Source organism: Paraflavisolibacter caeni, from assembly GCF_025628885.1.
Classification (GTDB): domain Bacteria; phylum Bacteroidota; class Bacteroidia; order Chitinophagales; family Chitinophagaceae; genus Flavisolibacter; species Flavisolibacter caeni.
Genome location: NZ_JAOTIF010000008.1, coordinates 98237 through 121626, shown reverse-complemented (window position 1 = coordinate 121626; position 23390 = coordinate 98237). Strand labels below are relative to the sequence as shown.

18 protein-coding genes are annotated in these 23390 nt (G+C 47.0%); 10 read left to right on the top strand and 8 right to left on the bottom strand.

From position 1 onward, the window contains the following. Positions 1-7: 7 nt before the first annotated feature. Both OCK74_RS12325 and OCK74_RS12320 read left to right on the top strand, forming a co-directional pair. On the top strand, positions 8-1894 hold the full coding sequence (locus tag OCK74_RS12325; RefSeq protein WP_279297349.1) for a RagB/SusD family nutrient uptake outer membrane protein: 1887 nt from the start codon (positions 8-10) through the stop codon (positions 1892-1894). A 110-nt stretch (positions 1895-2004) separates the two neighbouring features. Continuing rightward, on the top strand, positions 2005-2901 hold the full coding sequence (locus OCK74_RS12320) for an AraC family transcriptional regulator (protein WP_279297348.1): 897 nt from the start codon (positions 2005-2007) through the stop codon (positions 2899-2901). 281 nt (positions 2902-3182) lie between these two features. Here OCK74_RS12320 and OCK74_RS12315 read toward each other — a convergent pair whose 3' ends face one another. Beyond that, positions 3183-3686, bottom strand: a complete 504-nt coding sequence (locus OCK74_RS12315) for a hypothetical protein (protein ID WP_279297347.1) — start codon at positions 3684-3686, stop codon at positions 3183-3185. Positions 3687-3863: 177 nt separating this feature from the next. Further along, on the bottom strand, positions 3864-4979 hold the full coding sequence (locus tag OCK74_RS12310) for a tail fiber domain-containing protein (protein WP_279297346.1): 1116 nt from the start codon (positions 4977-4979) through the stop codon (positions 3864-3866). A 200-nt stretch (positions 4980-5179) separates the two neighbouring features. On the opposite strand from OCK74_RS12310, the gene OCK74_RS12305 reads away from it, so the two are divergent. The 4 genes from OCK74_RS12305 to OCK74_RS12290 all read left to right on the top strand — a co-directional run bounded on the left by OCK74_RS12305 (position 5180) and on the right by OCK74_RS12290 (position 7045). Next, positions 5180-5419, top strand: a complete 240-nt coding sequence (locus tag OCK74_RS12305; protein WP_279297345.1) for a helix-turn-helix domain-containing protein — start codon at positions 5180-5182, stop codon at positions 5417-5419. After that, positions 5412-5735: a HipA N-terminal domain-containing protein gene (locus tag OCK74_RS12300; protein WP_279297344.1), complete on the top strand. Its 324-nt coding sequence runs from the start codon at positions 5412-5414 to the stop codon at positions 5733-5735. Before OCK74_RS12305 ends, OCK74_RS12300 begins: the two co-directional genes overlap by 8 nt. Further along, positions 5732-6724 (top strand): type II toxin-antitoxin system HipA family toxin, encoded by a 993-nt coding sequence (locus OCK74_RS12295; RefSeq protein ID WP_279297343.1) that lies wholly within the window; start codon positions 5732-5734, stop codon positions 6722-6724. Before OCK74_RS12300 ends, OCK74_RS12295 begins: the two co-directional genes overlap by 4 nt. A 63-nt stretch (positions 6725-6787) precedes the next feature. Continuing rightward, positions 6788-7045 carry a hypothetical protein gene (locus tag OCK74_RS12290; protein ID WP_279297342.1) on the top strand — a complete coding sequence of 86 codons (258 nt, stop codon included), beginning with the start codon at positions 6788-6790 and terminating at the stop codon, positions 7043-7045. Positions 7046-7049: 4 nt separating this feature from the next. Here OCK74_RS12290 and OCK74_RS12285 read toward each other — a convergent pair whose 3' ends face one another. Next, entirely contained in the window at positions 7050-9005 is a 1956-nt protein-coding gene (locus tag OCK74_RS12285; protein WP_279297341.1) for a C1 family peptidase, read from the bottom strand. 382 nt (positions 9006-9387) lie between these two features. On the opposite strand from OCK74_RS12285, the gene OCK74_RS12280 reads away from it, so the two are divergent. The 4 genes from OCK74_RS12280 (at position 9388) to OCK74_RS12265 (ending at position 19002) form a co-directional block, all read left to right on the top strand. Continuing rightward, entirely contained in the window at positions 9388-9963 is a 576-nt protein-coding gene (locus OCK74_RS12280; RefSeq protein WP_279297340.1) for an N-acetylmuramoyl-L-alanine amidase, read from the top strand. Positions 9964-10347: 384 nt separating this feature from the next. Further along, the gene (locus OCK74_RS12275; RefSeq protein ID WP_279297339.1) at positions 10348-12792 is read left to right on the top strand and encodes a hypothetical protein; all 2445 of its coding nucleotides are present in this window, start codon (positions 10348-10350) and stop codon (positions 12790-12792) included. A 122-nt stretch (positions 12793-12914) separates the two neighbouring features. Further along, positions 12915-16364: a hypothetical protein gene (locus tag OCK74_RS12270; RefSeq protein WP_279297338.1), complete on the top strand. Its 3450-nt coding sequence runs from the start codon at positions 12915-12917 to the stop codon at positions 16362-16364. Between the two features lie 10 nt (positions 16365-16374). Beyond that, positions 16375-19002: a S8 family peptidase gene (locus tag OCK74_RS12265; RefSeq protein ID WP_279297337.1), complete on the top strand. Its 2628-nt coding sequence runs from the start codon at positions 16375-16377 to the stop codon at positions 19000-19002. Positions 19003-19164: 162 nt separating this feature from the next. On the opposite strand, the gene OCK74_RS12260 is transcribed toward OCK74_RS12265, so the two are convergent. The 5 genes from OCK74_RS12260 to kaiC are packed head-to-tail and all read right to left on the bottom strand — an operon-like array spanning position 19165 to position 23257. Beyond that, positions 19165-19596, bottom strand: coding sequence for a response regulator (locus OCK74_RS12260; protein WP_279297336.1), 432 nt, complete (start codon positions 19594-19596; stop codon positions 19165-19167). A gap of 21 nt (positions 19597-19617) precedes the next feature. Further along, a complete protein-coding gene (locus OCK74_RS12255; RefSeq protein WP_279297335.1) occupies positions 19618-20901 on the bottom strand; it encodes a sensor histidine kinase in 1284 nt (427 codons plus the stop codon). A 2-nt stretch (positions 20902-20903) separates the two neighbouring features. Next, a complete protein-coding gene (locus tag OCK74_RS12250; RefSeq protein ID WP_279297334.1) occupies positions 20904-21227 on the bottom strand; it encodes a circadian clock KaiB family protein in 324 nt (107 codons plus the stop codon). Position 21228: 1 nt separating this feature from the next. After that, positions 21229-21543: a circadian clock KaiB family protein gene (locus tag OCK74_RS12245; protein ID WP_279297333.1), complete on the bottom strand. Its 315-nt coding sequence runs from the start codon at positions 21541-21543 to the stop codon at positions 21229-21231. Then, complete coding sequence (kaiC, locus tag OCK74_RS12240) at positions 21527-23257, bottom strand: circadian clock protein KaiC (protein WP_279297332.1); 1731 nt, start codon at positions 23255-23257, stop codon at positions 21527-21529. The genes OCK74_RS12245 and kaiC overlap by 17 nt, the downstream gene beginning before the upstream one ends. Between the last annotated feature and the right edge of the window lie 133 nt (positions 23258-23390).

The window sequence follows — 23390 nt, the reverse complement described above, 5'->3', positions numbered from 1 at the left end:
GATTTTCATGTATAAATTATTAAAATTTCGATCTAAAATAGCCTTCATGGTTTATTTTATGATCCTATGCTTAGGCTTTACTGCCTGCAAGCCGGAACTTGATTTTCAGAATGTAAACGGCCTTAATCCTGACAATGTATGGAATGATAAGAACATGATTAACGCTTATTTGAATGATATCTATGCCAACTCAATGCCGGGTTGGAACTTTGGATCAGACAATAGCGATGAGTCAATGTCATCAAATGGTCCTGCTCTGTCGGCTTTTTGCAAAGGTATCAATATCAATGTTTCCGGTGTAGGTGTGGGTTTTAGCTATGGCAACATAGACAAGATTAATTTTATGTTGGATAAGTTGCCTACAGTTTCTTCAACAGTGCTCACCCCAACAGCTAACGACCAAATGCAAGGTCAAGGCCTTTTCTGGAGAGCATGGCATTATTGGAATTTGGTAAAAACTGTGGGCGGTGTTCCTCTTATCAGGAAGCCTCAAAATGCAGCCGATGTAAATTCTTTGTTTGTAAAAAGAAGTGCTACTTCAAAATGTATGGATAGTATCCTTGCAGATTTGGATAAGGCAATTTCTATTTTGCCAAGAAGATGGAGCAGCGGACCTGATTACGGACGTATTGACAAATGTGCTGCCCTGGCATTCAAAGGAAGAATCCTGATGTGGTATGCAAGCCCTTTGTTTAACACTACTAACGACCCGGCTCGTTGGCAAAAAGCTTATGATGCCTGTAAAGCTGCCTATGATACTTGTGTAGTAGCAGGATATGGTCTTTTCCCAACATACAACCAAATCTGGCAAACTAAAGGAACGGGGAATACTGAGGCGATCATGTACAACAACTATTATTATCCAGACCATGCCTATAGTATGAATACGCTTATGGGACCGGGTATGTCGCAAGGTAACGCCTGTCAATGCATGCCAACGGTATGGCAGCTTCTCTCTTTCCCAAGAAAAGACGGTACGTCTATGGAAATGGGCACAGCTACCGGAGTAGATACAGCACGGTTAAGAACAGATGCAACCTATAATGCTACTGTATTAACCGATATCGTTAAGAATATGGATCCGCGTTTTTATGCATCTGTTTCTGTACCGGGTATGCCTTATCCTTCTTTAACCTTGCCAGGAGGTCAAAATTTTTGGACTGCATTCGGATATAATAGTAGTGGAAAATTGTATGAAATGGCATCGGTTCAAACGGCGGGAAGTCCTGGTGCGTATTCGATTTATGGATGTTTTTATCCTCTGAAAGCGGTTACTCCGGGTACTGACCAGGTAACATCTCAACAAAAGGGAGGAAATAACTTTATAGAAATCCGTTTTGCAGAAGTGTTGATGAATCTTGCAGAATGTGCTAATGAGCTTAACTCAGGTGGGCACAATTACCAGGAAGCATTGACCTTGCTTGCTGCTCTTCGTCAAAGAGGTGGTATTACCAAAGGTGGTGGTACCTACGGCTATGGTCTTGATGTGTATTCAACTCAAGCATCTGTACGTAATTTAATGATGAGTGAGCGCCTTGCTGAATTCTGCCAGGAAAGTAAAAGATGGGATAATCTTCGCAGGTTGAAGCGTTTTGACATATTGAACGCTAAACAAAATTTATCTAACCTTTTTGTTGTTCATAACACTTCAAATGCTCCATTAACAAAGAAAACCGATTTTGACTGGACTCAAAATATCCAAACAGATGCAGTGCGTGCTAACTTCCATTTAGAATTTAAAAAAGAAGTTACTAACAATCCTGTTAACGTCTATAACCTGCCAAACGCTAACTGGTTCTATCCAATAGCATTGAATGATTGGCAAAAGAACTTCGCTAGTGATCCTGCTCAACAAAACAATGAATGGGGCGGAACATTCGATCCGTTAAAATAGTTTCACATAAATGGTAATTAAACATTGTTTTAGAATCGTAGGGGCTTTTCCAGGCCCCTACTTATTTCATTACTTATTTGATTTATGTCATATTAAAGAGATTATTTGTTATGCAGATCATCTATGAGCATTTCACTTTCCCACCCGATCAATCTTTTACGATCAGATCGGAAATGTTAGCAATAAAAAAATATGCTTCCCTGCGATCTCATGAAAACTTTGAGATCGCATTCATCGAAAACTGCAGTGGCAAACGCTTTATAGGCGACCGCATACAGGAATTTGAAGGACCTGAATTGGTGTTGCTGGGCAGTTACCTGCCGCATTGCTGGCAGATTGATAAAGCCACGGATCCCAAGGTGCAGCCGCAGGCTACTGTCATCCATTTTTTCCCGGATTTCCTGGGGCAACAATTACTGGAAAGACCGGAGGCCAAACCTTTGAATGAGCTGTTTGCGAAAGCTTCCAAAGGGATTTTCTTTTCGGGTGATACCGTAACAAGGGCTAAACAGTTGATGAAGGAAATGCTGTATGAAACTGGCTTAAAAAGGGCATCGCTGATGTTGCAATTGCTGGAAGAATTGGCGCAATCCGATACCAGCCAGATATTATCCTCCTCTTCTTTCAAAAATATTGAGTATTCGAGTGAAGCACAGAGGCTCAATAAGGTATTTGACTATATCTTCAACAACTTTAAAGAGGAGATCAGTTTGCAGGAAGTAGCCGGCATCCTGCCCATGGCACCAGCTGCATTCTGCCGTTTTTTTAAGGCCAGGACCAACCGCACCTTAATCGATTTTGTCAAGGAAGTAAGGATTGGCCATGCGGCTAAGTTGTTAATGGAAGGCAAACATAATGTAACGGAGGCCTGCTACCATAGCGGGTATAACAACATCTCCAATTTTAATAAATACTTCAAGGAAATAAATGGCCTGACACCAAGGGCATTCAAAAAACAATTCACCGGTTCAAAACAGGAATCACTATTACAAAATATTGGATATTAAAAAATAACTAAGCAGGCTCAAAGAGCAGAACTTTTCTCATGTGACAGCATTCGTTAAAAACCAAAAGGGGCTTTTCCAGGCCCCTACTTATTTTAAACACCTGTAGTAACTGCAAAGAAATTTGTTGAAGGCTATGACAAAGACAACAATTGCAGTCATACGGCCTTTACGGATCTTACCACCTCCTTTGCCATTGAATAAGCAGTCTAATCCTTCACTTAAAGAAATTAGACTGCTTGCTGTTTATAAGAAAAATAAGGGAATGGGTTATCACCAGGTACTTACTTGCATTCAACGCTTGAATTGTCTACTTCTGATGTGACTTCACCATTGGCATTAATTGTGGTGTGTATTGTCTGATGAACCAAGTAGTTGTTACCGGGGCCTTGACCTATAATTCTAAAGTTATTGATACTCGTAAAAGAAACTTGTTCATTTTGCAATGAGCCTTTAAAGATATCTTGTGTCACTCCTGTTGCCTGGTATTTTTTTCCCGAAATACCGATACCTGTTATTCCTTGTGGTTGGAAATGTTCCTTTACAATAATGTTATTGCCGTTAATCGTAACGTGCATTTGTAAGTGCAGTGTGCCTTCTAAAGTAACAAGGTCTCCTGCACATGGAATGGGAACTTCTATACTAACATCTATGAATTCATTTGTGGTGAACGCGATAGCAGGGGGTGGCGCTTTTAAGGTTAATAATGGTCTTTCAGAACCGGGTGTTGTAAATGAAACACTAACAACTGCCATCAAAAGAATGCAGAGAAAAGATAACTTACTCATGTTGACCTCCTTTGGTTTTTGGTTTATAATTAAGGGATTTTGCCGGTGGGATTTAATAGACTATTTCAATAAAATACGGCTGGACGTTTTATAAGGTGGGGAGGTAAAAGCATTCTAAATATAGAGAAGATTTTTAGTTCATGGAAATATTTATTTATGAGTTTTAAGGAAAACATTTTACCTGGCGATAACCAGTTTGTTGCTGTCTGTTGGAGCGTCGTTGATATTGTTCCTGGTTATTAGTGCTTCCAGTTTTGTAAGCCGCTGTTCTAATTGTTTATTGTTGCTTTTTAAGGCATTTACTTCTTCTTTGAGTTGTTTGTTCATGGCGTTCAATTCCTGTACGGCTTTGACCAGGGGTACTACAAATTCAGCATATCTGAGGCCATAGAAATCTGCTTCGTTTTTGGGCTTGTCTAGGCCGCTAAATTCATAGTGCAGCTTTTGGGCTATCTCCTCTACTTCCTGGGCCATAAAGCCTGTATGAATGACTTTGGCACTGGCAGCTTGGGATGCCATCTCTTCGGCTAATGGTGCCGGTTTTTTCTCGCTGCTTTCATTGGTCGCTGACATGCTAGCAGCCAGAGCCTGATCCATGGCTGCTATATCAACAGTGTAGGTAACCGGTCTTAACTGGGCAATAAACGCCAGTCCCGGTACATCTTCCTTTACATTGCTTTTATACCTGCTATCTGAGAGTTTGGACCAGCTGGCATAACCCCCGATAGAAGTAACCGCGCTATTGCCGATACGCACCTGGTTGGAGGCTGTAGTTGTAGCTGAACGCCCCAAGGCTGTCGTGTTGGAAAGGCCGGAGGAGGAGGGACCAGCACCTTCCCCTATTGCCGTATTATAAGAGCCGGTGGTGTTACTGTATAAAGCAGTCCAACCCAAAGCTGTATTATCATGGCCGGAAGTATTATAGCGTAAAGCCTGGTAACCAAAAGCTGTATTGTAAGAGGCGGTATTGTCTCGTAAAGCATTATAACCACTGGCTGTATTGTAAGAACTGCTTGCGTTGGAGAACAAGGCATTGGTGCCTGTAGCCGTATTGTAAAGCCCGGTTTTATTGGAATATAATGTCCAGGCACCAATGGCCGTATTGGAATTGGCGGTGGTGTTTTTGTATAAAGCTGCATACCCAAAGGCGCTGTTGTAAGTGCCGGTGGTATTGGCGTTTAGCGCGTAGGCTCCATACTTTGTATTCGATTGTGCGATTACCGTATTTAGGTTGATTGTTATCACTATCAAGAAGAGCAGGATTGCTAACCGGAGAAAGGATTGCTTTGTCATAATCAAGGTGTTAGTGTGTACAGATGGGGTGTCAGTCAGCAAAACATAGAGTGGAAGGAGCAAGGTACCAACTTTTACCTGGATGCAGCCTGAACGGGACCTTACACTCAGCAACATCTTCCAGGCTGCTACTTTCTATGTGATTTTCGGAAATATATTTCTGGTTTTCATTTGCGATTACAAGAAAAAGGGTATTTTTAGTGCGAATCAGCAATATATTTCCGATGGGACTTGAAGAAATGGGAGTCATATTGAAAGAGAGACGCCAGTTTTTAAAACTGAGACAAGAGGACGTGGCTGAAATCTCGGGCGTGACCATTCGGTCGCTGCATTCCATTGAACAAGGTACAGGAAATCCTTCCTTTGAGACCCTCGCAAAGATTGCTTCCGTTTTGGGAATGGAACTGAAAATAGAAGTTAAACAATTGGACCATGGCTAAGGGTGCGGTTTATATCAACGGTGAGCTGGCTGGAATCCTGGAAAAGAAAGCAGATAGTACCTATGAGTTCAGGTACGAGGATCATTATTTCGTTCATGAAGCATTTCCTCCTGTTAGTTTAACCTTACCAAAGAGCCAACAGGTTTACCAGAGTAAAGACTTATTCCCTTTTTTCTTTGGTCTGCTTGCAGAGGGGGTGAATAAAGACATACAATGCCGGTTGTTGCGCATTGATGAAGATGATGATTTTACGCGGCTGTTGAAGACTGCAGGCGAGGATACCATTGGTGCAGTCACTATCAAAGAAATGCAATGAGTTGTCCAGGATGTTATAAAAAAGGAACAGGACGTTTTTGTAGGCGTTGCCGCCATGAACTATTCGATGGGGCTCGCATTGCTGCTGTCCTGCCCTTTGAAACACCTAATGATAGTAATCTTGCCCAGTACCAGGAAAGAACAAAACGTTTATCGATTTCGGGTGTACAGTTGAAGTATTCATTACGGCTAGAAGAAGGTCAATTCGTGCTTACTGACAGGAATGGTGCTTATATACTCAAACCAATACCTCCTTTGCCATTGTCCTTAATAGACCAGGCTCCGGAGAATGAGCACCTAACCATGCAGATCGCACGCCAGGTGTATGGCATGAGCACAGCTTTCAATGCACTCCTGCGCTTCAAGGATGGAGCTCCTGCTTATATTACCAGGCGATTTGATATCGTAACAGACAAGGGTATTCGATACCTGCAGGAAGATTTTGCGCAATTGAGTGGCAGGACCCGGAAAAGCCATGGTGAAAACTTTAAGTATGAGGGTAGTTATGAAGAAATTGGTATACTTATCCGGAAGTATATAGCCGCAGCTGTGCCGGCACTGGAAGCATATTTCAGGCTGGTCCTGTTTAACTACCTTTTCTCCAACGGAGATGCCCATTTGAAAAACTTCTCCATTACGAGGACTCCATATGGTGATTATGGGCTGACACCTGCTTATGATCTTATGTGCACGGTGTTGCACACCGAGGGTGAAAGTGATACAGCTTTGGAACTTTACCAGGATGATATGGAAGATCCTTTCTATCAGAGCTATGGATTTTACGGGAGACCGCATTTTGAAGAACTGGCGAGGCGTATTGGTATTTTGCCCAGAAGAGCGGCTGCTATTATAGACCACTTGCTGAGCAAGACGGATAAAGTCATGGAGATGATTGAAGGATCTTATTTATCAGCATCACCGAAAGAGCGGTATACCCATTATTATTTGGATAAGGTAAGGCGGTTTGAGGTAGAAAAAGGAATTATGTAGCAGAAATTCTTTAATTTAAGGAAGTGCTTGCCTATTTTTTCATCAACACCAAATTCAACCCTTATGACCATTACCTTAAAAACCAAGGAAGTAAAAGATATTATATTCGATAAACCTTCTTTACTGATTAGTGCCAATACCATTTTAGAAAAGGCTAAAGAGATCATTGTTGAAGAGATCAACCCGATCAAGGTGGAAGTATTACTTGAGGAAAATGACTATGTTAATGAGACCGTAACCATCTATATTACTTGTGAAATCGGCAAAGAGGGATGGATCGACCTTGAAATGATCGTGCTGCCTAAGCATATCGAGATCTAAAAAGTTATAACGCCCGCCTAGTATCTTTCAGAGAAGAGGCGGAGCGGCTGAAGACAAAGTCCTTTTCGGAGCTTGATTTGTCCAGTATACGGGCTAAAGTTGCATTTACGGTCGCTTTATCGTCGTCAAAACTTCCATGTGACCGGCAGGTAGATTGGCGGGCAGAGCCTTCGGCGGCTGTATTCGGAGCCAATACCAGGTCTATCTTTTTATCTTTGATGAGTGCTGATAAGTCCTTGTCTTTCCTGATGAACTTTTCCATGCCTAATATGGGTATTCCGTCTTCCCGGAAGATGGGAATGCGCTGCTTTTCTTCGAAGGCGTTAGAGACCAAATACAGGAGTGATTTGTTATAGATCTTTGCGCAGTTATCGTCCCGCTCTGCTTTGTCGGTCAAGGTAAAGAGCGTGCACCGTTCTATCGTATTGTTTTTAATAGCAGGCAGGTAGGCTTGTTTGAACAAATCAACTGTACAGGCTGGCGCCCAAAGGGTGCAAGAACTGATCTTCAGTCCATAGCCCTTCGAGCCTTTTGCAGTGAGCAAGTTAACGAGCGGCGCATGGAAAATACTCCCTGCACTATGTCCTACGACATGGATCTCCAATGCATTTTTAAACTTTTTGGCCAAAGCTGCCAGGTAGTCCAGGGCCAAACGGGCACCGCCATTTTGCATTTCGGTGGCCAGCATGGCATTTTCTTTCATTTCATCCCACTGCAGTTTTCCTGTCAAGGTCCTGGCCAGGGGCTCCAGCGCGTCGTCCAGGCGGTCCAGCATAAAATCCTTGGTCGCATCCAGGAAGCCTTCCGGGCGTCTTCTTTTAATGGCATCCTGCAGTATGTTCGTGATCGTTGTCCATGCATCACTATGCCAAATAAACGAAACAGGATAGACCTCTGCTTCCAGCAGTGCCTCCCTGTAGTCTGCCAGTCGCTGTACCGCAGCCGTTTCTGACACCAGGCCTCCATGAGCATACAACAGGATCCGCTTTGTCTTCCAGTCCTGAGTCACGCGCGGAATGTCTTCTTCAAAAATGGTTCTCACCTCATCGGCTGTTGTACCAAAGTCGCCACCTGCGTTGAGTTGGCCGTTATTACCGAGGCTAATGATGTGAGGGCGCAAATCTGCATAAGCATAGGCATCGGATTGACCGGCAGCTGCGGAATGACTGATGGCCGCTGACTGCACTTTGCGCATGGTAACGGGAGCGCCTAGCCGGGCCACCCAGACATCTGTTCCATTTTGCAGCCAATCGTCGTAGGTGATCAATGCGTAGCCATCCATGCCCCAGTCCGGCCCCCAGGAGTTCTGGATCCAGAAGCCCTGGCTGTCATAGGCTACAATTGCAAAAGCATGTCCTCCCAGGAAAGTTTCTTCCAGTGGAATAAGTCCGTCTTTGCCTATTTTCTGCCAACCCGAATGTACCATTCCAGTGACGTATAAGATGCCCACTTCGGCCATAGCGCTGTGCATGGCCACCAGGTCTTTATGATTGACGCGGTAGTAAGCACCCAATGGACGACGCAGTGCATCTGATGTTCTTTCATCCGTGAGTCTCCGGTCCTTTTTTTTGAAGTCATATGGCCAACACTCATGCCCGCATACGCCGTGTTTGTGCCAGCCCTTCATGGCGCCCCGGGCACTGGATCCACTGTAGGTTTCTCCAGGCCATTCGTCATAACGCTTTGCCATTTCATAGAGCATGCGCGGGCTGACCGGTTTGGGATCGGGCACGACCTTTCTCCGGCGGAGCAAATAATTGGCTACGGTGGCCAAGCCAAAGCCGGTACAAGCGCCTTCCTGCCCTTGGTCGAGGATGGGCACTTCCCATTGTCTATACTCGTCAAGGCTGATCATTGATGGGACTTCGAAAAGGGTCGCTTCGTACATCCTGTCCCTGAAGTCCAGAGTATCCGGGCGGGCGTCGAGGGTGCGCTGGGGTCTCCTGGTATTCTTTGCCATTTGATTCGTTAATTGGTTATGGGAGGAATACAAATTGAAGGTGTTTTCAAGTGTTGTAGATTAAAGAAAGGAGATATCAATAATCAATTGATAATGTGATCATCATTCTGTTATTATGAAGTTAAGCAGGTGGTTTTTAAAAAACAATAGTAATTCTACGTTCCAGCCATCGTATATTATTCACGACCAGTAAGATGTGCCGGTTGTATTTAAAAATTATTATGGTTGTTTTTTGGTTATTTCAATAAAAAATCATAAGCTTTATATACGAATATTGTTCCCCGTTTATTAACGGTTGCATTTCATACAACTCTTTAGATCCTGCCTATTACATCCTTATTCCTGCCCTGTTTACAGAAGAGAACATTTAAACAAATAAACTATGCCTAATTGGAAAGGAATTATCGGAACAGGATTCTTGCCGAAGGATTTTGACAGCTATTGTCATGAGCTTGCATGGACTGCCTGGCGGCCTTCTTTCATTGTTTTGCACAATACTGCAGTGCCTTCTTTAGCACAAAGGCCTAACGGGTTTACACAACAACATATGAAGAACCTGGAGCGGTTCTACAGGGACACCCAGCGGTGGAAGGCTGGTCCTCATCTTTTTATTGACGATAAACTGATCTGGGTGTTTACTCCGCTCACTGTTTCGGGTACGCATTCTCCCTCCTGGAACAAAGTTTCTTTCGGTGTTGAAATGCTTGGTGATTATGAAAGGGAAGATTTTGACAGGGGCCGGGGTTTGAAAGTGTTTAAGAACACGGTGGCTGCACTGGCCACTTTATCGGCGATTCTTGGATTGGATCCTAATACGCTTAAGCTACACCGGGAGGACCCGTTGACAACTCATGCTTGTCCCGGAAGCAGTGTCCGTAAACTAGAGGTGATTCAAGCAGTACAGGATTTGCTTGTTGATCGGCATGCAGGGGAGCATTCTATGGGACCGGGTGGTTGATCGATGGGTGGGTTGGTACCGATAAGCTTGTGTAAGCTGGTCATTATAAAGCGTTTATTTATGATTAATTTTTGTTATTAAATTTGGAAATCAGGCTCGGAAAACCATAGCTTTGTGGTATCTTACTAGAAAGGACAAACGATGTGAACCTTACTTTATTTATTCATCTAAAAACCGTCTTTGGTTCTCTATCCGGATAGAGTTTATAATTTCTTTAAATCATCTACCCTTCCCGGCATAATCGAGTGCATTATGCCTTTTCACCCTGTCAAGACTATTGTTGCCCTGTACAAGGGCCGGGGATCCTATTACCCTGTAAAATCGTCATCTACTCTTTGGAAATGCAGAAATTCTAAATATTCAACCACAAAAAAGGAGGCTAAAATGGCTGATCCAGTTGGACCTGTCTTTACAGGAGGATTTGAAGAATTCGTTATTAATGACGAAACCGGGCAGCAATACACTATTCTGTACTTGCCTGACCGCAATAATGACAAATTACAACAAGAAGGTAAAGCACCTCACTATTACTGGGTACCAGGAAGTGTACGGCTTGCCCGTTTTGGTGATACGGGTGACTTTAAGTTCCGCCACATTCATTTTGTAGGGGTATTTGATGAAGACATTCATGTTGGTATTGAAGGGAAGTCTGAAGTGGTGGGAGGCCTGCTTTCGTTCACCACTACGTCGCGTTATCCCACAGCAGTACTGAAGCAGGCAGAAGAGCAGCTGCTGAATAAGTTCAGGGGGGATAACGACCGTTATTGGGGTTGGCGAACCCCTGCAGCACCTATGTTCAGTATGATCCCGATCCGCAGTAACCAGATGGTGGTGACCAACCTGGCACCTGGCCGTAACGGGACGGCCCCTGTAGAAAACATACCTACAGGCGGCGGCGCAGCCGGAGGAGGAGGCGCTCCTGGAGGTGGGGCTCCGGGTGGTGCTCCCCGCAACCTGGTGCGCAGGGCCAACCTGAATCGTACCGTTATACATGGCCGTGATAACAATGTATCCAACCTGGATGCCTGGGCCTGGGAGTTGCAGGGCCAGGGACCGGGCTCTGTAACCGGAGGGGAAAATGCTTTCTCCGGGTTGATGGGGGCTTTACCCAGCGAACTGATCTGGGCCGGCTTCCAGGGAGGCGCCAGTCCTATTACGGTTGCACAGAACCTGATGATGCCTGTATGGAGCCAGGAACTTTACCTGAAGATCACCGGCAACTGGGACCGGATCTTCCAGCACTTCTCTGCTCATGCCAATGCCCAATACCTTTGGTTTTCTGCAGACATCAAGGCTGAATTCAACAACCTGCGTATTAGTGGTGGTATCAAGGTAGAGATCGCCATCGACGGCACCATACCTGGTGCAGATAAGATGGAACAGGAAATCAACAAGCGGATAGATGCTATTACCAAGGTGTTTACCGATCAAGCTGCTCAACGCATTTTTGCGCCACCTACCCCGGATGTAAAACCAGCCGAGGCGCCCAGTGGTGGTATCCTAAGCAGTCTCTTCGGTGGTAGCGGTGGCTTGGCGCTTAAATACAGGCGTGATGAAGCCCACCTGAACCTGGCTTACGAAGAAACCCAATACATCCGCTATTTACAACCCAATACGATCAGTTCTTCCTTTGAAGGGTTCTATAACGTGTTGAAAGCAGACCCGGATGCCATGAAGAAATACTTCATCCGCCTGGTGATGGGTGATATCAGCCGCAAGATCACCAGGATCGTGAAGCCGGTGGTGAACTGGCCTAAGCCTGAACAAAGCTGGGTGGGAGAACCGGTGGCTTTTCTTTCCGCAGAAGTTGGATATCCCAGTGAGAATGGCAGCATTGTATGGGACATGAATGCCTTTCAAAGTACGGACACCACGGAAGAAAGCAACTGGCGGCCTGCTTTTGCAAGGCGGGAGGAAGATGAGGTAGAAAATGCTCCTTCCGGTTGGGAACCCGATGTGACCTTTGTACGGCGAAGGGTACACCTTACCGAGCCAATAGGTATGACCGACAACCTATATGTGAAAGTAGATGTAGAAAAGAATGTCATAGACCTGGATCCTGAAGGCGGTACGCCTTCTACCGATAACGTGATCGAGGTACGTGCAGATTCAGCAGGTAAGTTGGAAGTAGGGCCTATTGATGTTGACGTTATGCTACAGGATGCTACCCAGGTAGTGACCGTTGAATTCAAGGCTTTAGGACGGAAGCATGATGGCAGTGAGCGAGGCATCGTTAGTTTGCAGTGGCGTTCCAATGATATGGACCAGCCCCGGTTCTGGGAAATCTTTACCGGCCAGTTGGACTATGTGCCGGAATACCAGTACAGGGTTACGGTTTCCGTGAAGGGAACTCTATTCAGTGCCGGTATGTCGTGGACAGGTCCATGGATGGACGGACAGGGTAATGGTCCACTGATGGTGCATGTGCCACGCCAGGACGAAACTGGTGTAATCACCCGTCGTATGACACCGCGTGAAATTGCATTGGAAGCATCGGATGGCAAGCCTGTCGGTGAAGAAAGCAGGCCGCCGGTACCAGTGCCTCCAGGTAGTGTTCCGATTCCAACGCCCAAGCCACAGGTTTCTACCCCTCCGGGCGGACGTACCACTAAAGACAAGCCTATGGCAGGGAGCATGGAAAATGAACCCGGCGCCACAGGACGTTATGTAAGCGGTTATGGCCTCGAAGCGCCAAAGCCAAAAGCACCGCCCAAACATTATGAAGAAGTGGTGCCTGCTTCCGGACCCAAAGGAAAAGCCAAAAAGAGCGAGTCCAGGCAAGAGCGATCAAGGCGGATGAGTAACGACCAAGGGTGGGTAAAATTATAAGACCTTTTATAAGCCTTTTGTCAGCACAGTACAACCAGGCAGCAGGCTGCGGGTATTAACACCTGTGCCTGCCGGCCTGCGCTGTAGTATTGCCAGTGTTCAACCTACTTAATCGCTTCGTTATGGCACAGATACAAACTTCCGAGGATGTAAAAAAATCCCGTAGCGATCTTATTTCCCCTCCCCCGGTAACCAAACCGGATAAAGGACCTCCCAAAACTACCAACCGGGAAGCCGCATGGGTATCACAAACTATTACACTTACAGATGGCAGTACCGAGACGGTACTCATCAACGACCAAATTGAGGCTGGGGTTACTTACGTATTGCCACAAGTGCCGCGGCTGGTTTATGGCAGCGGCGGCGGTCCCATACTAAACTTATCGCTTATTCTCAACAAGGCGCCGGCACCCAGTGAAACCAATATACAGCCGCTGATCGAGGGCGGTATGCTGGTGATAGAGCTGCAGACCGGTGTAGACAAGGCTGTATTGGACAGCCTGGCATTAGGAAGTAACAGGAACTACCAGCGTCTTTTTGCCCGCAAGGTTGTTTATAGCGTGAGCTGGAGCGGAGGCATTCGACCAGAACAACTCGCCCAGGCGGAAGGGCAGGGAACTGAAGCCAGGGCTGCGCTCAACATCCGGCTGAGCAGGGAACAGACCCTGGAAGTTCTGGATGCCCTGGATCAAAATCCTTCACGCCTGCGGTGTTCGGCCCAAATCTCTTACCGGATAGCCATAGCCGCACAAACTGTTCATCTTTCCGGATCGTGGGCGGCTATACACCGATTTCTCAGCCGCTACCAGGATGCGGAGGGGCAGCTTACAGAAGCAGACCTGTACCGGCTGATCCCTCAACTGGCTGCGGAGGGCATTGTACTGGTAGAGGCGGAAGGCGGTAGTACGGAGGCCATAGCCCCGGAAACGCTGGCACGCCTCTTTATGCGGCAGTCGTCCGTGATCCTGCAGCAGGCCCCTTCCTTTAGTGGGGCTGAAACTGTTTATACGCTACGCCCGGAGCCTCATGAAAGCTTTCACCTTGATTATACCGAAAAGGTCAGTGGATGGGGCCTGAAAACCGTTGAATTGGGTATCTCCTTCAGCCAGCTCCTTGGCGGCGTTCTTGTACACCAGAACTGGGACGATTATGTACACCTGGTTGCCCAGCAGCCGGGTAATCCAGCTGTTACTGCTCCTGTAGCCCGGCGGGTACGTGCTGAACAAAGCCGGCGTGCTCCGGGTAACAACAACCTGGAGGTGGTTGCCAGCGGCAACAAGATCACTTCTGTTTCACTGGCATCAAAGCCCAACGCCACGGCCTCCATTGCTGTGCGGCCCTATGTGAAGCCCCAGGTGGAAACGGCGGTTATGCTTGATGATGTCTATATAGCAGTGGGGGAAAAGGAGCCTTTGCGGCACCTTCCTGTTGTCGTCGACATTAATGCACCTTACTGGCCAGACCGGATCGCCCGTCTTGAGCATTGCTGGTATGCGCCGGAGTTTACCCTGGTGACACCTGCTGCTGATGTAGCTACAGACAGCAGTCCTTTTCATTTTTCCTTTGAACGTACCGGCGTCACCAGCAGCGGTAAGCCAGCGCTTAAGGGTACCATCCGTTTTACCCTGCAGCCGGATAAAAGCAGCCAGACTGCTGAAGCGCTTAGCAATAATGGCATTGCTACAGCCAGCGCGGTACCGGTGATCAGGATGGTGGTTTTCCTGACGATCCCCTTTGTAGACGAGAGCGACGGAACGGTGAAGCAGCATGCCTTTTCCACAACCATGAGCAGAAGCGGTGAAGCTGTCATTTGCGAAGTGGAATTGCTCAATGATTGGGTACGCCTGGCCTATGGGGCCTTGTCGGTAGCAGGCTTCCAGTCCGAAAAGGTTGGTGTACAAATCACTTATGCATTTACGGCTTATGTGCCTGTGCAGAAAGATGACCTTGTCTTTACTTTCGGGGGCAAGGCCCTTTATACGCCCATTGTCTATTCCAATGAAGAAAGAGAAAAACGCCGTGGCACATCCTACCTGGATGCCACCACGATGACCTATGTGCAGCCGGGAGCTGAATTGCGCTACCGGGCGCTTAGCGCAGAGGAAGAACAAGCCCGTGCTCCGGGCCGCAGGGCACGGTTTCCAAAAGCTATTCCCCTGCATGCCGCTACCACTGCCGCAACCAGTGTTGCGGTTTCCACAGTAAGGCCGCATGAGACCATAGTCACTGCCAGGCCAGAAGTGGCAGTGGCGGTTCATGAGCAGCTGACCCTTAATGCCAGTATTGCTGCCCTGGTTGCGCAAGTGGAATATGGTATCTGCACCCAGGTACGCCGGCAGGCACAGGAGCTTTTTTTTCCCTGCAACCTTTTCGGCCGTTTTTACCAGGAGGTACAGAACGGTACTGCTACGTCCATAGGCTGCCAGGAGGCCCTGACCCTGGGGCAAACGAGGTACCGCCTTTATGAAGAAATCACTGAAATTCAGGATCCGGACTATAAAGTATACCGGTCCCTGCCGCAACCAGGGCAGTTCCTGGTAGTACCAGACCAGTTCTGTATCAGCCGGCGGGAAAAAGGGCAGGAGGATGCATACAGGCCATTAATTTTCCTGAACGCCCTGCTTGATGTTGACACACCGGCCAATAACCGTGTGGAATTACGGGCCACCCTGCAGCCTGACTTCCCTGAATTTAAGCGGGCAGCGTTGCTGGAACGATTAAAAGCCTTTGACTCTGCACCCAGCTTACATTACCTCACTGACCTGGCGGCAGAATCGGTCACCTTCAACTGGGCATTGGATCCCGGTATGGCTGCCAACAGCCAGGCCAGCGTGCTGGACACCGAGGGACCTTTTATCAGTACCTATTTCGGGATGGACCTTGCCTCCTGGCAGCTGATGAAGAAAGTGCTGGAGACGCCTGGTCTTTCCGGGAGTGTTTCTTTTACCCTGGCAGATGAGAGTGTATTTCATTCCAATTTGCTGTTGAAGTTGGACAGGATCCTGGGGCCCTGGGAAAATGGTCCCCTGGACACGCAAGCTGCCGATGGGCAGGTAAAAATTACCAATTGCATCGACCGTGCCATTGAGGTCAGTGACCTTGTGCGCTATGCCGGATCTGCGGTAGCTGAACGGGTACCTGTGGAAGCTTCCATAGCAGCCGGCGGGACCTACCAGGTGAGTACCGGAAGCACCGGCCTGTTGCCGGTTTACAGCCTGCCCCCTGGTGACCCGGTGGCGATCGAGGAAGTCCGCAGCTTTGTGGAAGAGATCTACAGGAATGTTGTTTTTATCAACCTGCTCAACTTTTCCAATCACCAGCTTCTGCGCTTGGATGTAGAAGCAAGGGTTCAGGGTGTAGAAGGCACCTATACCGGACAGCTCACAGAACAAGCAAGAATATTTGATATCGAGATCATACTGCCGCTTACTACCTACCTGGAGCGGCACACACTGGAAGTCCGTGTCACGAAGCTATTCAGTGACCGGGCGGCCGAAACCTCTGACTGGTTCCTTTGGGAATTGGATCAATCCGGGCCTGTGAGTTTAACGAAAGAGATACTAAACCTTTAAAAAGTGTATCATGAAAAATGTAATTGCGCCTCCTGCAAACACTACCAACAGAACTTCTGGCAACCAGGAAGACAAAAATTCCTATTACTACACCAATGGCCAGAGGATCCCCCTGGTGAAGGATCCTTCTGTTTTTGCGGTGCGCTATAAAGTTGGCCGGGATTCGCGAGATGGCTCCTTATCACAAGAAGCTTCCCGGTTGTTGCATGAAGTTTCTGAGAATATTGGATTTATTCCTTACTACGCTTTACAGGTATACCGTGCAGACCATAGCCGGCTAGGTGCCAGTTTACCAGCTTATGGCAATGGGGAGCGGACTTTGACTGCTGCCGTCAGGAACCTGAAGTCAGAATCCCCTGTTGAATATGCCGCCATTGCCTTCCGGCGTAACAAGGATGTTCCTGTACGCAACCTTGACGACCTGATGTTCATTACCAGGGAGTTTGCCGTTCAATTCAAGGAGAACATCAGTCGCAGGGAGATCGATGAATTAAACAGCCGCTACAGGGTGGAAATCGTGAAAGAGCTGGATTATGCTCCTAATGGTTACGTGTTGCGGGCACCGGAAGCTGAAGGCGATAACGGGCCGGTAGTGCTTGCGAATCTTTATTATGAATCAGGTATGGCGGTATTTGCCCATCCTAATTTTGTACAGCGCCACCACTTACGGCAAGGCATCCTCGAAAAAGAAAAGAGCAAGGTCAAGAAAATTGTCACGCCCCTGGCTGTGCGGGAAGTGCAGCCGCGTACAGAATTTTTATCGCAGCAGTGGCACCTGCAAACTGCAAAAGTGACGGATGCCTGGAATATCACCAAGGGCAGTAACACGATCAAGGTGGCCATCCTGGATGATGGCGTTGATACCGGGCACCCTGAATTTGATGGAAAGGTGGTTGTCCAGTTTGACTTTGCTACCGGTGATTCGGATGGCAATCCCAATTTGAGCAGTGAAAATCATGGTACTGCCTGTGCCGGTGTGGCGGTGGCCAAAGGTGTCAAGGCTTCCGGTGCTGCACCTGACTGTTCTCTCATTGCCATACACACGCCTGACTTCCTGGGTACAGTAGAAGAAGCCGAAATGTTCCAGTGGGTGGCCGACCAGGGTGCAGATGTGATCAGTTGTAGTTGGGGGCCTGCCGATGGTACGGGGGCTGTAGATCCGTTGCCTGATAACGTGCGGGCTGCCATTCACTATTGTGTGACCAAGGGAAGGGGCGGAAAGGGTATTCCTGTGTTCTGGGCTGCAGGTAATGGTAATGAATCTGTGAGCAATGATGGTTATGCTGCCAATCCTGAAGTGTTTGCCGTAGGAGCCTCTACCAACAACGAGCGCCGTGCGTGGTACAGTGATTTTGGGCCTGAGGTCTTTATCTGTGCGCCTTCGAGTGGAGACAGGAGTGAGCGCCGGATCTTTACAGTAGACAGGCGTGGCAATAACGGCTATAATCCTGACCCGGATACGGGCGTATCCCACCCGGCAGGTGATAACGATTATACCGATGATTTTGGTGGTACCTCTTCAGCCACACCACTGGTGGCAGGTATTACAGGGCTAATCCTTTCTGTAAAACCAGAACTGACGGTTCAGCAGGTACGGGAGATCCTGCGGGATACAACCGATAAAATTGACCAGGCCAATGGCAATTACGACAGTAATGGTCACAGTAACCTCTATGGCTATGGTCGTGTGAATGCCCTCAAGGCTGTCGAAAAGGCTAGGGGAACCAGTGGTGGAGGCGGCGGTGGTGGGCAACCCACAGGTCAACTCTTTATCACCGGACCTAGTAGTATCAGCAGGCAGGATGCCGCCCCAACGTTCCAAATCGGCATGGGTGGAAGGGCGATGTACGCTGTGGAAGTAGCCACACGCTCTGACCTGTTTGACTTTGATGGACATGGCAGCGAACGCAATGACGGTAACTTCTATGCCTCCTGGCAGGAAGCCATGTTGACGCAGACTCCATTCACCTTACCGAGTGCTGCCTGGGATCAATTGAAGCAGGCCAACCAATTGTTCTATCGTTTGCACGTGGCTGATGATAACAACTGGAGCAATCATGCCGCAACGGTCAATGACAGTGATGCCAGCAGTGCTCCGAGCATGCAAATTACCGGAGGTGGTGGAGGCGGCGGTGAGCAGCCCAATACCGGCCAGTTGTTTATCACCGGCCCATCCAGCATCAGCAGGGAGGATCCAGCCCCCACTTTCCAAATCGGTATGGGAGGAAGGGCGATGTATGCCGTAGAGGTGGCCATACGGGCCGACTTGTTTGATTTTGACGGACATGGCAGCGAACGCAATGACGGTAACTTCTATGCCTCCTGGCAGGATGCTATGCTGACGCAGACTCCATTCACCTTACCGAGTGCTGCCTGGGATCAATTGAAGCAGGCCAACCAATTGTTCTATCGTTTGCACGTGGCTGATGATAACAACTGGAGCAATCATGCCGCAACGGTCAATGACAGTGATGCCAGCAGTGCTCCGAGCATGCAAATTACGGATGGCACCAGGTTGGGACGGAGGGAGATGGGTACTCCAGCACCGAGGAAAGAAGGCTCACTTACTTATTTTAACATCTGGAGTGCCAAAAAAGAAGATGAATTATTATGGCGTGGGCAACCGCTTTACCAGTAAGTATGATGTAGTCGATGTCTAAACTGTCCTACTGCGATGAAGACGATCCGTTGATTACTTATGCCTGTCCTGGCAGCTGAGTGCGCAAACTTGAGCTCATTCAAGCTGTCAGGACTTGCTTACTTCTTCTTCATACCAGAACATAAGTAATTTATGAAATGATCAGCGATTGTGTTTGGTGGTAGTCATTTTTGAGGAGCCACAGGCCTTACATAAGGTATCTATCATTTGATCGTATCCCTCTTTTGAGAAGGGTTTTGACAATACGACGCAGGCACCAAGGGCAGAACCATTTTTAATGAGTGTCTCATCCGTATAAGTAGAATAAATACATACGGGTATACGTGCATACCGCTCACTATTTTTCAGGTGTTGCAGGGTTTGAAGACCATTCATTTTTGGCATATTCTGATCGAGGACGATTATGTGTGGCAGTTCATCGGTGTTTACAATACTATCCAATAGTTGAATCACCGACTCGCCGTTTTCAACTATGGGCATTAAAATAACATCATCCCGGTCTTGCATAAAGTCGCTAAAGAATTCCTGATCGTCCAGATCATCTTCTGCTAATAAAATTCTTGTTTTCAACATAACTTTAGGCAAGATACGTGTTTAATTCATGGGCAGGATAATTTGAAATTCGGTACCTCGACCTTCTTTGCTTAAAGCTGTGATCATTCCATTGTGTTTTTCCACAATTTTTTTTGCTATCGCTAATCCAATGCCTGTTCCCTCATAATTATCTTTTGTGTTCAGCCGTTCAAAAAGGGAGAATATACGATGCACGTACTTGTCATTAAACCCGATCCCGTTATCCCGGATGCTGAGCAAACAGAAAGGGCCGTCCTGCTGTCCGGGACTTTCAAAACACTTTTCAGCTATTCGCCTGGAAGTGATCTCTATGACAGGAGGGACGCCAGCTTTGGCAAACTTTAAGGCATTGCTGATGATGTTTTGAAAAACCTGCCTGATCTGACCTTTGTTTACTTTGAGGTAGGGCAATTCTGCTACGTTAATTTGCGCATTTTTTTCTTCGATGATCAATTCGAAGTCTTCTTTTAATTCATTGATGATCTCATTGATATTTGTACATTCCAACTGCAAGTTGTTGGCCGAAAGTTTTGAATAGGTTAGCACATCTATAATCAGCGTTTTCATACGTGCCGCGGCGTCATTGATTTTCTGAAGATGCTTTTTTGCGTCATGGGGCAACCTATCCGATTTATCTTGCATGATACTGGTAAACATCTGGATCTTACGTAACGGCTCCTGGAGGTCGTGGGATGCAATAGAGGCAAACTGTTGCAGGTCGTGATTACTTGTTTCCAATGCACGGTTGATCTCTTCCAGTTGAATATTGCTTTCGAGTAATTGCTGCTGCGTTCTTTTCTGGGTCGTCAGATCTGTAAGAATGATGCTTAATGATACACCTTCCAACAGCTCGAGCGTGGCTAATGATAATTGTACAGGAGTTTTGTGCTCGCCGGCCAGCAGCCATACTTCACCTTTGCAATCATTTTTCCAGCATTTTTCAAAAAGTACCTCATACTCGGCCCGGTTCTCAGCAGCTATAAAACTTTCAAAGGGTGTTCCTATAATTTCTGAAATTGAATGTTGGACCATATTGGCGAATTGCGTATTGCAATAAAGGACCAGGCCCTGCGTACTGATGGTGACGGCACCTTCAGCCATTTTTTCAATGAACATCCGGTAGGCATGATCTGCAGTTTTCAAAGTATACAACTGATGGCCCTCTTCTCCCTGCACCACAAGGGCATCGATCTGGCCGGTCCGGATCGCTTCAATGGTTTCATTTGCCTCATTCAGTTGAAACCGAAGCTCTTCCAGCTCCTTCAGTAAGTTTTTATTCGTTTTATCTATTGGTTCATTCTTCACAATTACTGTTTGAGCCCAAGACCTTTTAGAACTTTATCGGTATCCGAGAGATCGCCGATCATTCTTTTTTCGGGCAAGGGTAGTTTTTTGATTAAAAGTGGTAAAGCGATCAATTGCTCCCGTTCTGCTATATCTGCTTGCTGGTATACATCGATAATTTCCAGGCTGTATTTTCCTTTGAGATAAACTTCACAAAGTTTTTTGAGATTGGTCAGCGCCCGTACGGAATTAGGTGTTGCACCCGTAATAAACAGCCGAAGAACATATTCTTTTGTGCTCTTTTGCGGAAGCTCTTTTTCATCTAAATGTTCTTCTTTTTGTTGCATTTCAGTTTTTTAAAGGGCGAATGTTTAATCCCACCAGTACTTTTTCTTCATTAGAAAGGTCTCCTATTATTTTCCGTATAGGGACGGGCACCTTTCGAACCAGCGTCGGAACGGCCAGTATCTGGTCTCCTGCAGCCAGTTGGGGATGGATGAGCAGGTCGATGACTTCGATCTGGTAAAGATCTTTCAGGTGCTCTTCACAATACCTCTTCAGGTTGTTCAATGCTGTAACTGATTTGGGCGTGTTGCCTGCTATGTATAGCCGTAGCTCCCACTTGTATTCTTTTTTTGCTGTTGTCTTACTTCTTGCTGCCATTGCCTGTGTTTTTGGTTTGCCTGCTTTGCATCATCTTCCGCCGGTTCTTTGCCATGATCTCTTTTGTCAGTTCTTCTTCCACGTACGATTTATTCAGTTCATCCTGAACGGACTCAAACTCCTCCTGCAGAGAGGCGATTTTCGCTTCCAGCACTTTTCTTTTTCGCTCTATTTCCAGGTCCTTCCTGCTTAAGGCGTGTTTACGCAATACCTGTCCTGTAGCTTCAAGCAATTGCTGCGCTTCTCTTGCCGAGCCGGTCAATACGCCATCCGTTCCGAGGTATACATCCACCAGGTCCAATCCTTCATCTGTAATTACAAATTCCCGTACCTGGTTGGAATGTTTCATGCCACGTGATTTCATGATGTACATGCCGCGGTTTCTTTCTCCATTAGATTCAATGTCACGCACCAACAGCCAGGCATCCACCAAAGAAGATACGCCTTCATCAGTTTGCTCTGTGACAATTGTATTCAGCGAGAGCGCGGTAAATAGTACGGTGATCTGTTCTGTTTGCAGGAAGTCGATCAGCCTGATCAGCATGGCCTTTACTTCGCTTACTGAGCCCACGGTAATTAAATTGGTAATGGGGTCGAGGATGACCGTTTTGGGCTTGAATCTTTTTACATGTTTATGAATGGATACCAAATGCATTTCCAAGCCATTCAGGGTAGGCCGGGCAGCATGCATTTCGAGCAAACCTTTATCGATATGCGCTTTCAAGTCAATGCCAATGGACTTCATGTTTCGTATGATCTGCTGTGGCGATTCTTCGAAAGCAAAATAGAGGCAGCGTTCTTTTCTTTTACAGGTTTCATTCGCAAAATAAGCGGCCAGGCTTGTTTTACCGGTTCCTGCCGTTCCTGAAATAAGGATAGAACTGCCGCGGAAGAATCCTTTACCGCCCAGCATTTTATCCAGTGCAGGAAGGCCAGAGGAAATCCTTTGCGAGGATACATCACTGTTTAACATCAGGGAGGTAATAGGAAGCACAGAAATGCCATCTTCATCAATCAGGAAAGGGTATTCGTTGGTGCCATGAATAGAGCCACGGTATTTGACAATCCGCATCAGCCTTGTTGAGATCTGGTTGACCACCCGGTGCTCCAGCAGGATCACACAGTCGGACACGTATTCCTCTAATCCCTGTCGTGTCAATGTACCTTCACCTTTTTCGCCCGTAATGAGCGAGGTGACACCTTTTTCTTTGAGCCAGCTGAATAGCCTGCGTAATTCGGTACGAAGAATGGCCTGGTTGTTTAATCCTGCAAAGAGATTTTCGAGGGTGTCCAGCACCACCCGTTTGGCACCGATGCTGTCAATGGCATAACCCAGGCGGATAAATAAACCATCGAGGTCGTATTCTCCTGTTTCCTCGATCTCACTTTTGTCGATATGGACATGATCAATTTTAACAAGCCCTTCTTTTTGGAGTTTGGGCAAATTAATACCCAGCGAGGCTACATTCATTTCGAGTTCTTCTGCCTGTTCTTCGAAAGTCATGAACACCCCTGGTTCGCCAAATTCCAAAGCACCCCTTACAATGAATTCGGTTGCCATGAGCGTTTTGCCACAGCCTGCGGCCCCACACACAAGGGTCGGCCTTCCTTTGGGCAGTCCACCCCTGGTAATCTCATCCAAACCTTTGACCCCGGTTGGGGTTTTGGGTAGCTTTTTTAATTGGGTAGTATTGTATTTTGATTTTGGAGGCATAAAAGAAGCGCTATATCGTTGTTATTTATATAATTGCTAGGCTAGAAACAAGAATCGTTCCCAAGCATCAAGTAATAGCTTTCCTCCATTCATGCTGCACGCTGGTACAGATATTTTGCAGGTTTCTTAACTT

What these genes read in the sequence shown, in the direction of transcription:
- OCK74_RS12325 (WP_279297349.1), top strand. Translation starts at nt 8, where the DNA reads ATGTATAAATTATTAAAATTTCGATCTAAAATAGCCTTCATGGTTTAT.
- OCK74_RS12320 (WP_279297348.1), top strand. Translation starts at nt 2,005, where the DNA reads ATGCAGATCATCTATGAGCATTTCACTTTCCCACCCGATCAATCTTTT.
- OCK74_RS12315 (WP_279297347.1), bottom strand. Translation starts at nt 3,686, where the DNA reads ATGAGTAAGTTATCTTTTCTCTGCATTCTTTTGATGGCAGTTGTTAGT.
- OCK74_RS12310 (WP_279297346.1), bottom strand. Translation starts at nt 4,979, where the DNA reads ATGACAAAGCAATCCTTTCTCCGGTTAGCAATCCTGCTCTTCTTGATA.
- OCK74_RS12300 (WP_279297344.1), top strand. Translation starts at nt 5,412, where the DNA reads ATGGCTAAGGGTGCGGTTTATATCAACGGTGAGCTGGCTGGAATCCTG.
- OCK74_RS12295 (WP_279297343.1), top strand. Translation starts at nt 5,732, where the DNA reads ATGAGTTGTCCAGGATGTTATAAAAAAGGAACAGGACGTTTTTGTAGG.
- OCK74_RS12290 (WP_279297342.1), top strand. Translation starts at nt 6,788, where the DNA reads ATGACCATTACCTTAAAAACCAAGGAAGTAAAAGATATTATATTCGAT.
- OCK74_RS12285 (WP_279297341.1), bottom strand. Translation starts at nt 9,005, where the DNA reads ATGGCAAAGAATACCAGGAGACCCCAGCGCACCCTCGACGCCCGCCCG.
- OCK74_RS12280 (WP_279297340.1), top strand. Translation starts at nt 9,388, where the DNA reads ATGCCTAATTGGAAAGGAATTATCGGAACAGGATTCTTGCCGAAGGAT.
- OCK74_RS12275 (WP_279297339.1), top strand. Translation starts at nt 10,348, where the DNA reads ATGGCTGATCCAGTTGGACCTGTCTTTACAGGAGGATTTGAAGAATTC.
- OCK74_RS12270 (WP_279297338.1), top strand. Translation starts at nt 12,915, where the DNA reads ATGGCACAGATACAAACTTCCGAGGATGTAAAAAAATCCCGTAGCGAT.
- OCK74_RS12265 (WP_279297337.1), top strand. Translation starts at nt 16,375, where the DNA reads ATGAAAAATGTAATTGCGCCTCCTGCAAACACTACCAACAGAACTTCT.
- OCK74_RS12260 (WP_279297336.1), bottom strand. Translation starts at nt 19,596, where the DNA reads ATGTTGAAAACAAGAATTTTATTAGCAGAAGATGATCTGGACGATCAG.
- OCK74_RS12250 (WP_279297334.1), bottom strand. Translation starts at nt 21,227, where the DNA reads ATGCAACAAAAAGAAGAACATTTAGATGAAAAAGAGCTTCCGCAAAAG.
- OCK74_RS12245 (WP_279297333.1), bottom strand. Translation starts at nt 21,543, where the DNA reads ATGGCAGCAAGAAGTAAGACAACAGCAAAAAAAGAATACAAGTGGGAG.
- kaiC (WP_279297332.1), bottom strand. Translation starts at nt 23,257, where the DNA reads ATGCCTCCAAAATCAAAATACAATACTACCCAATTAAAAAAGCTACCC.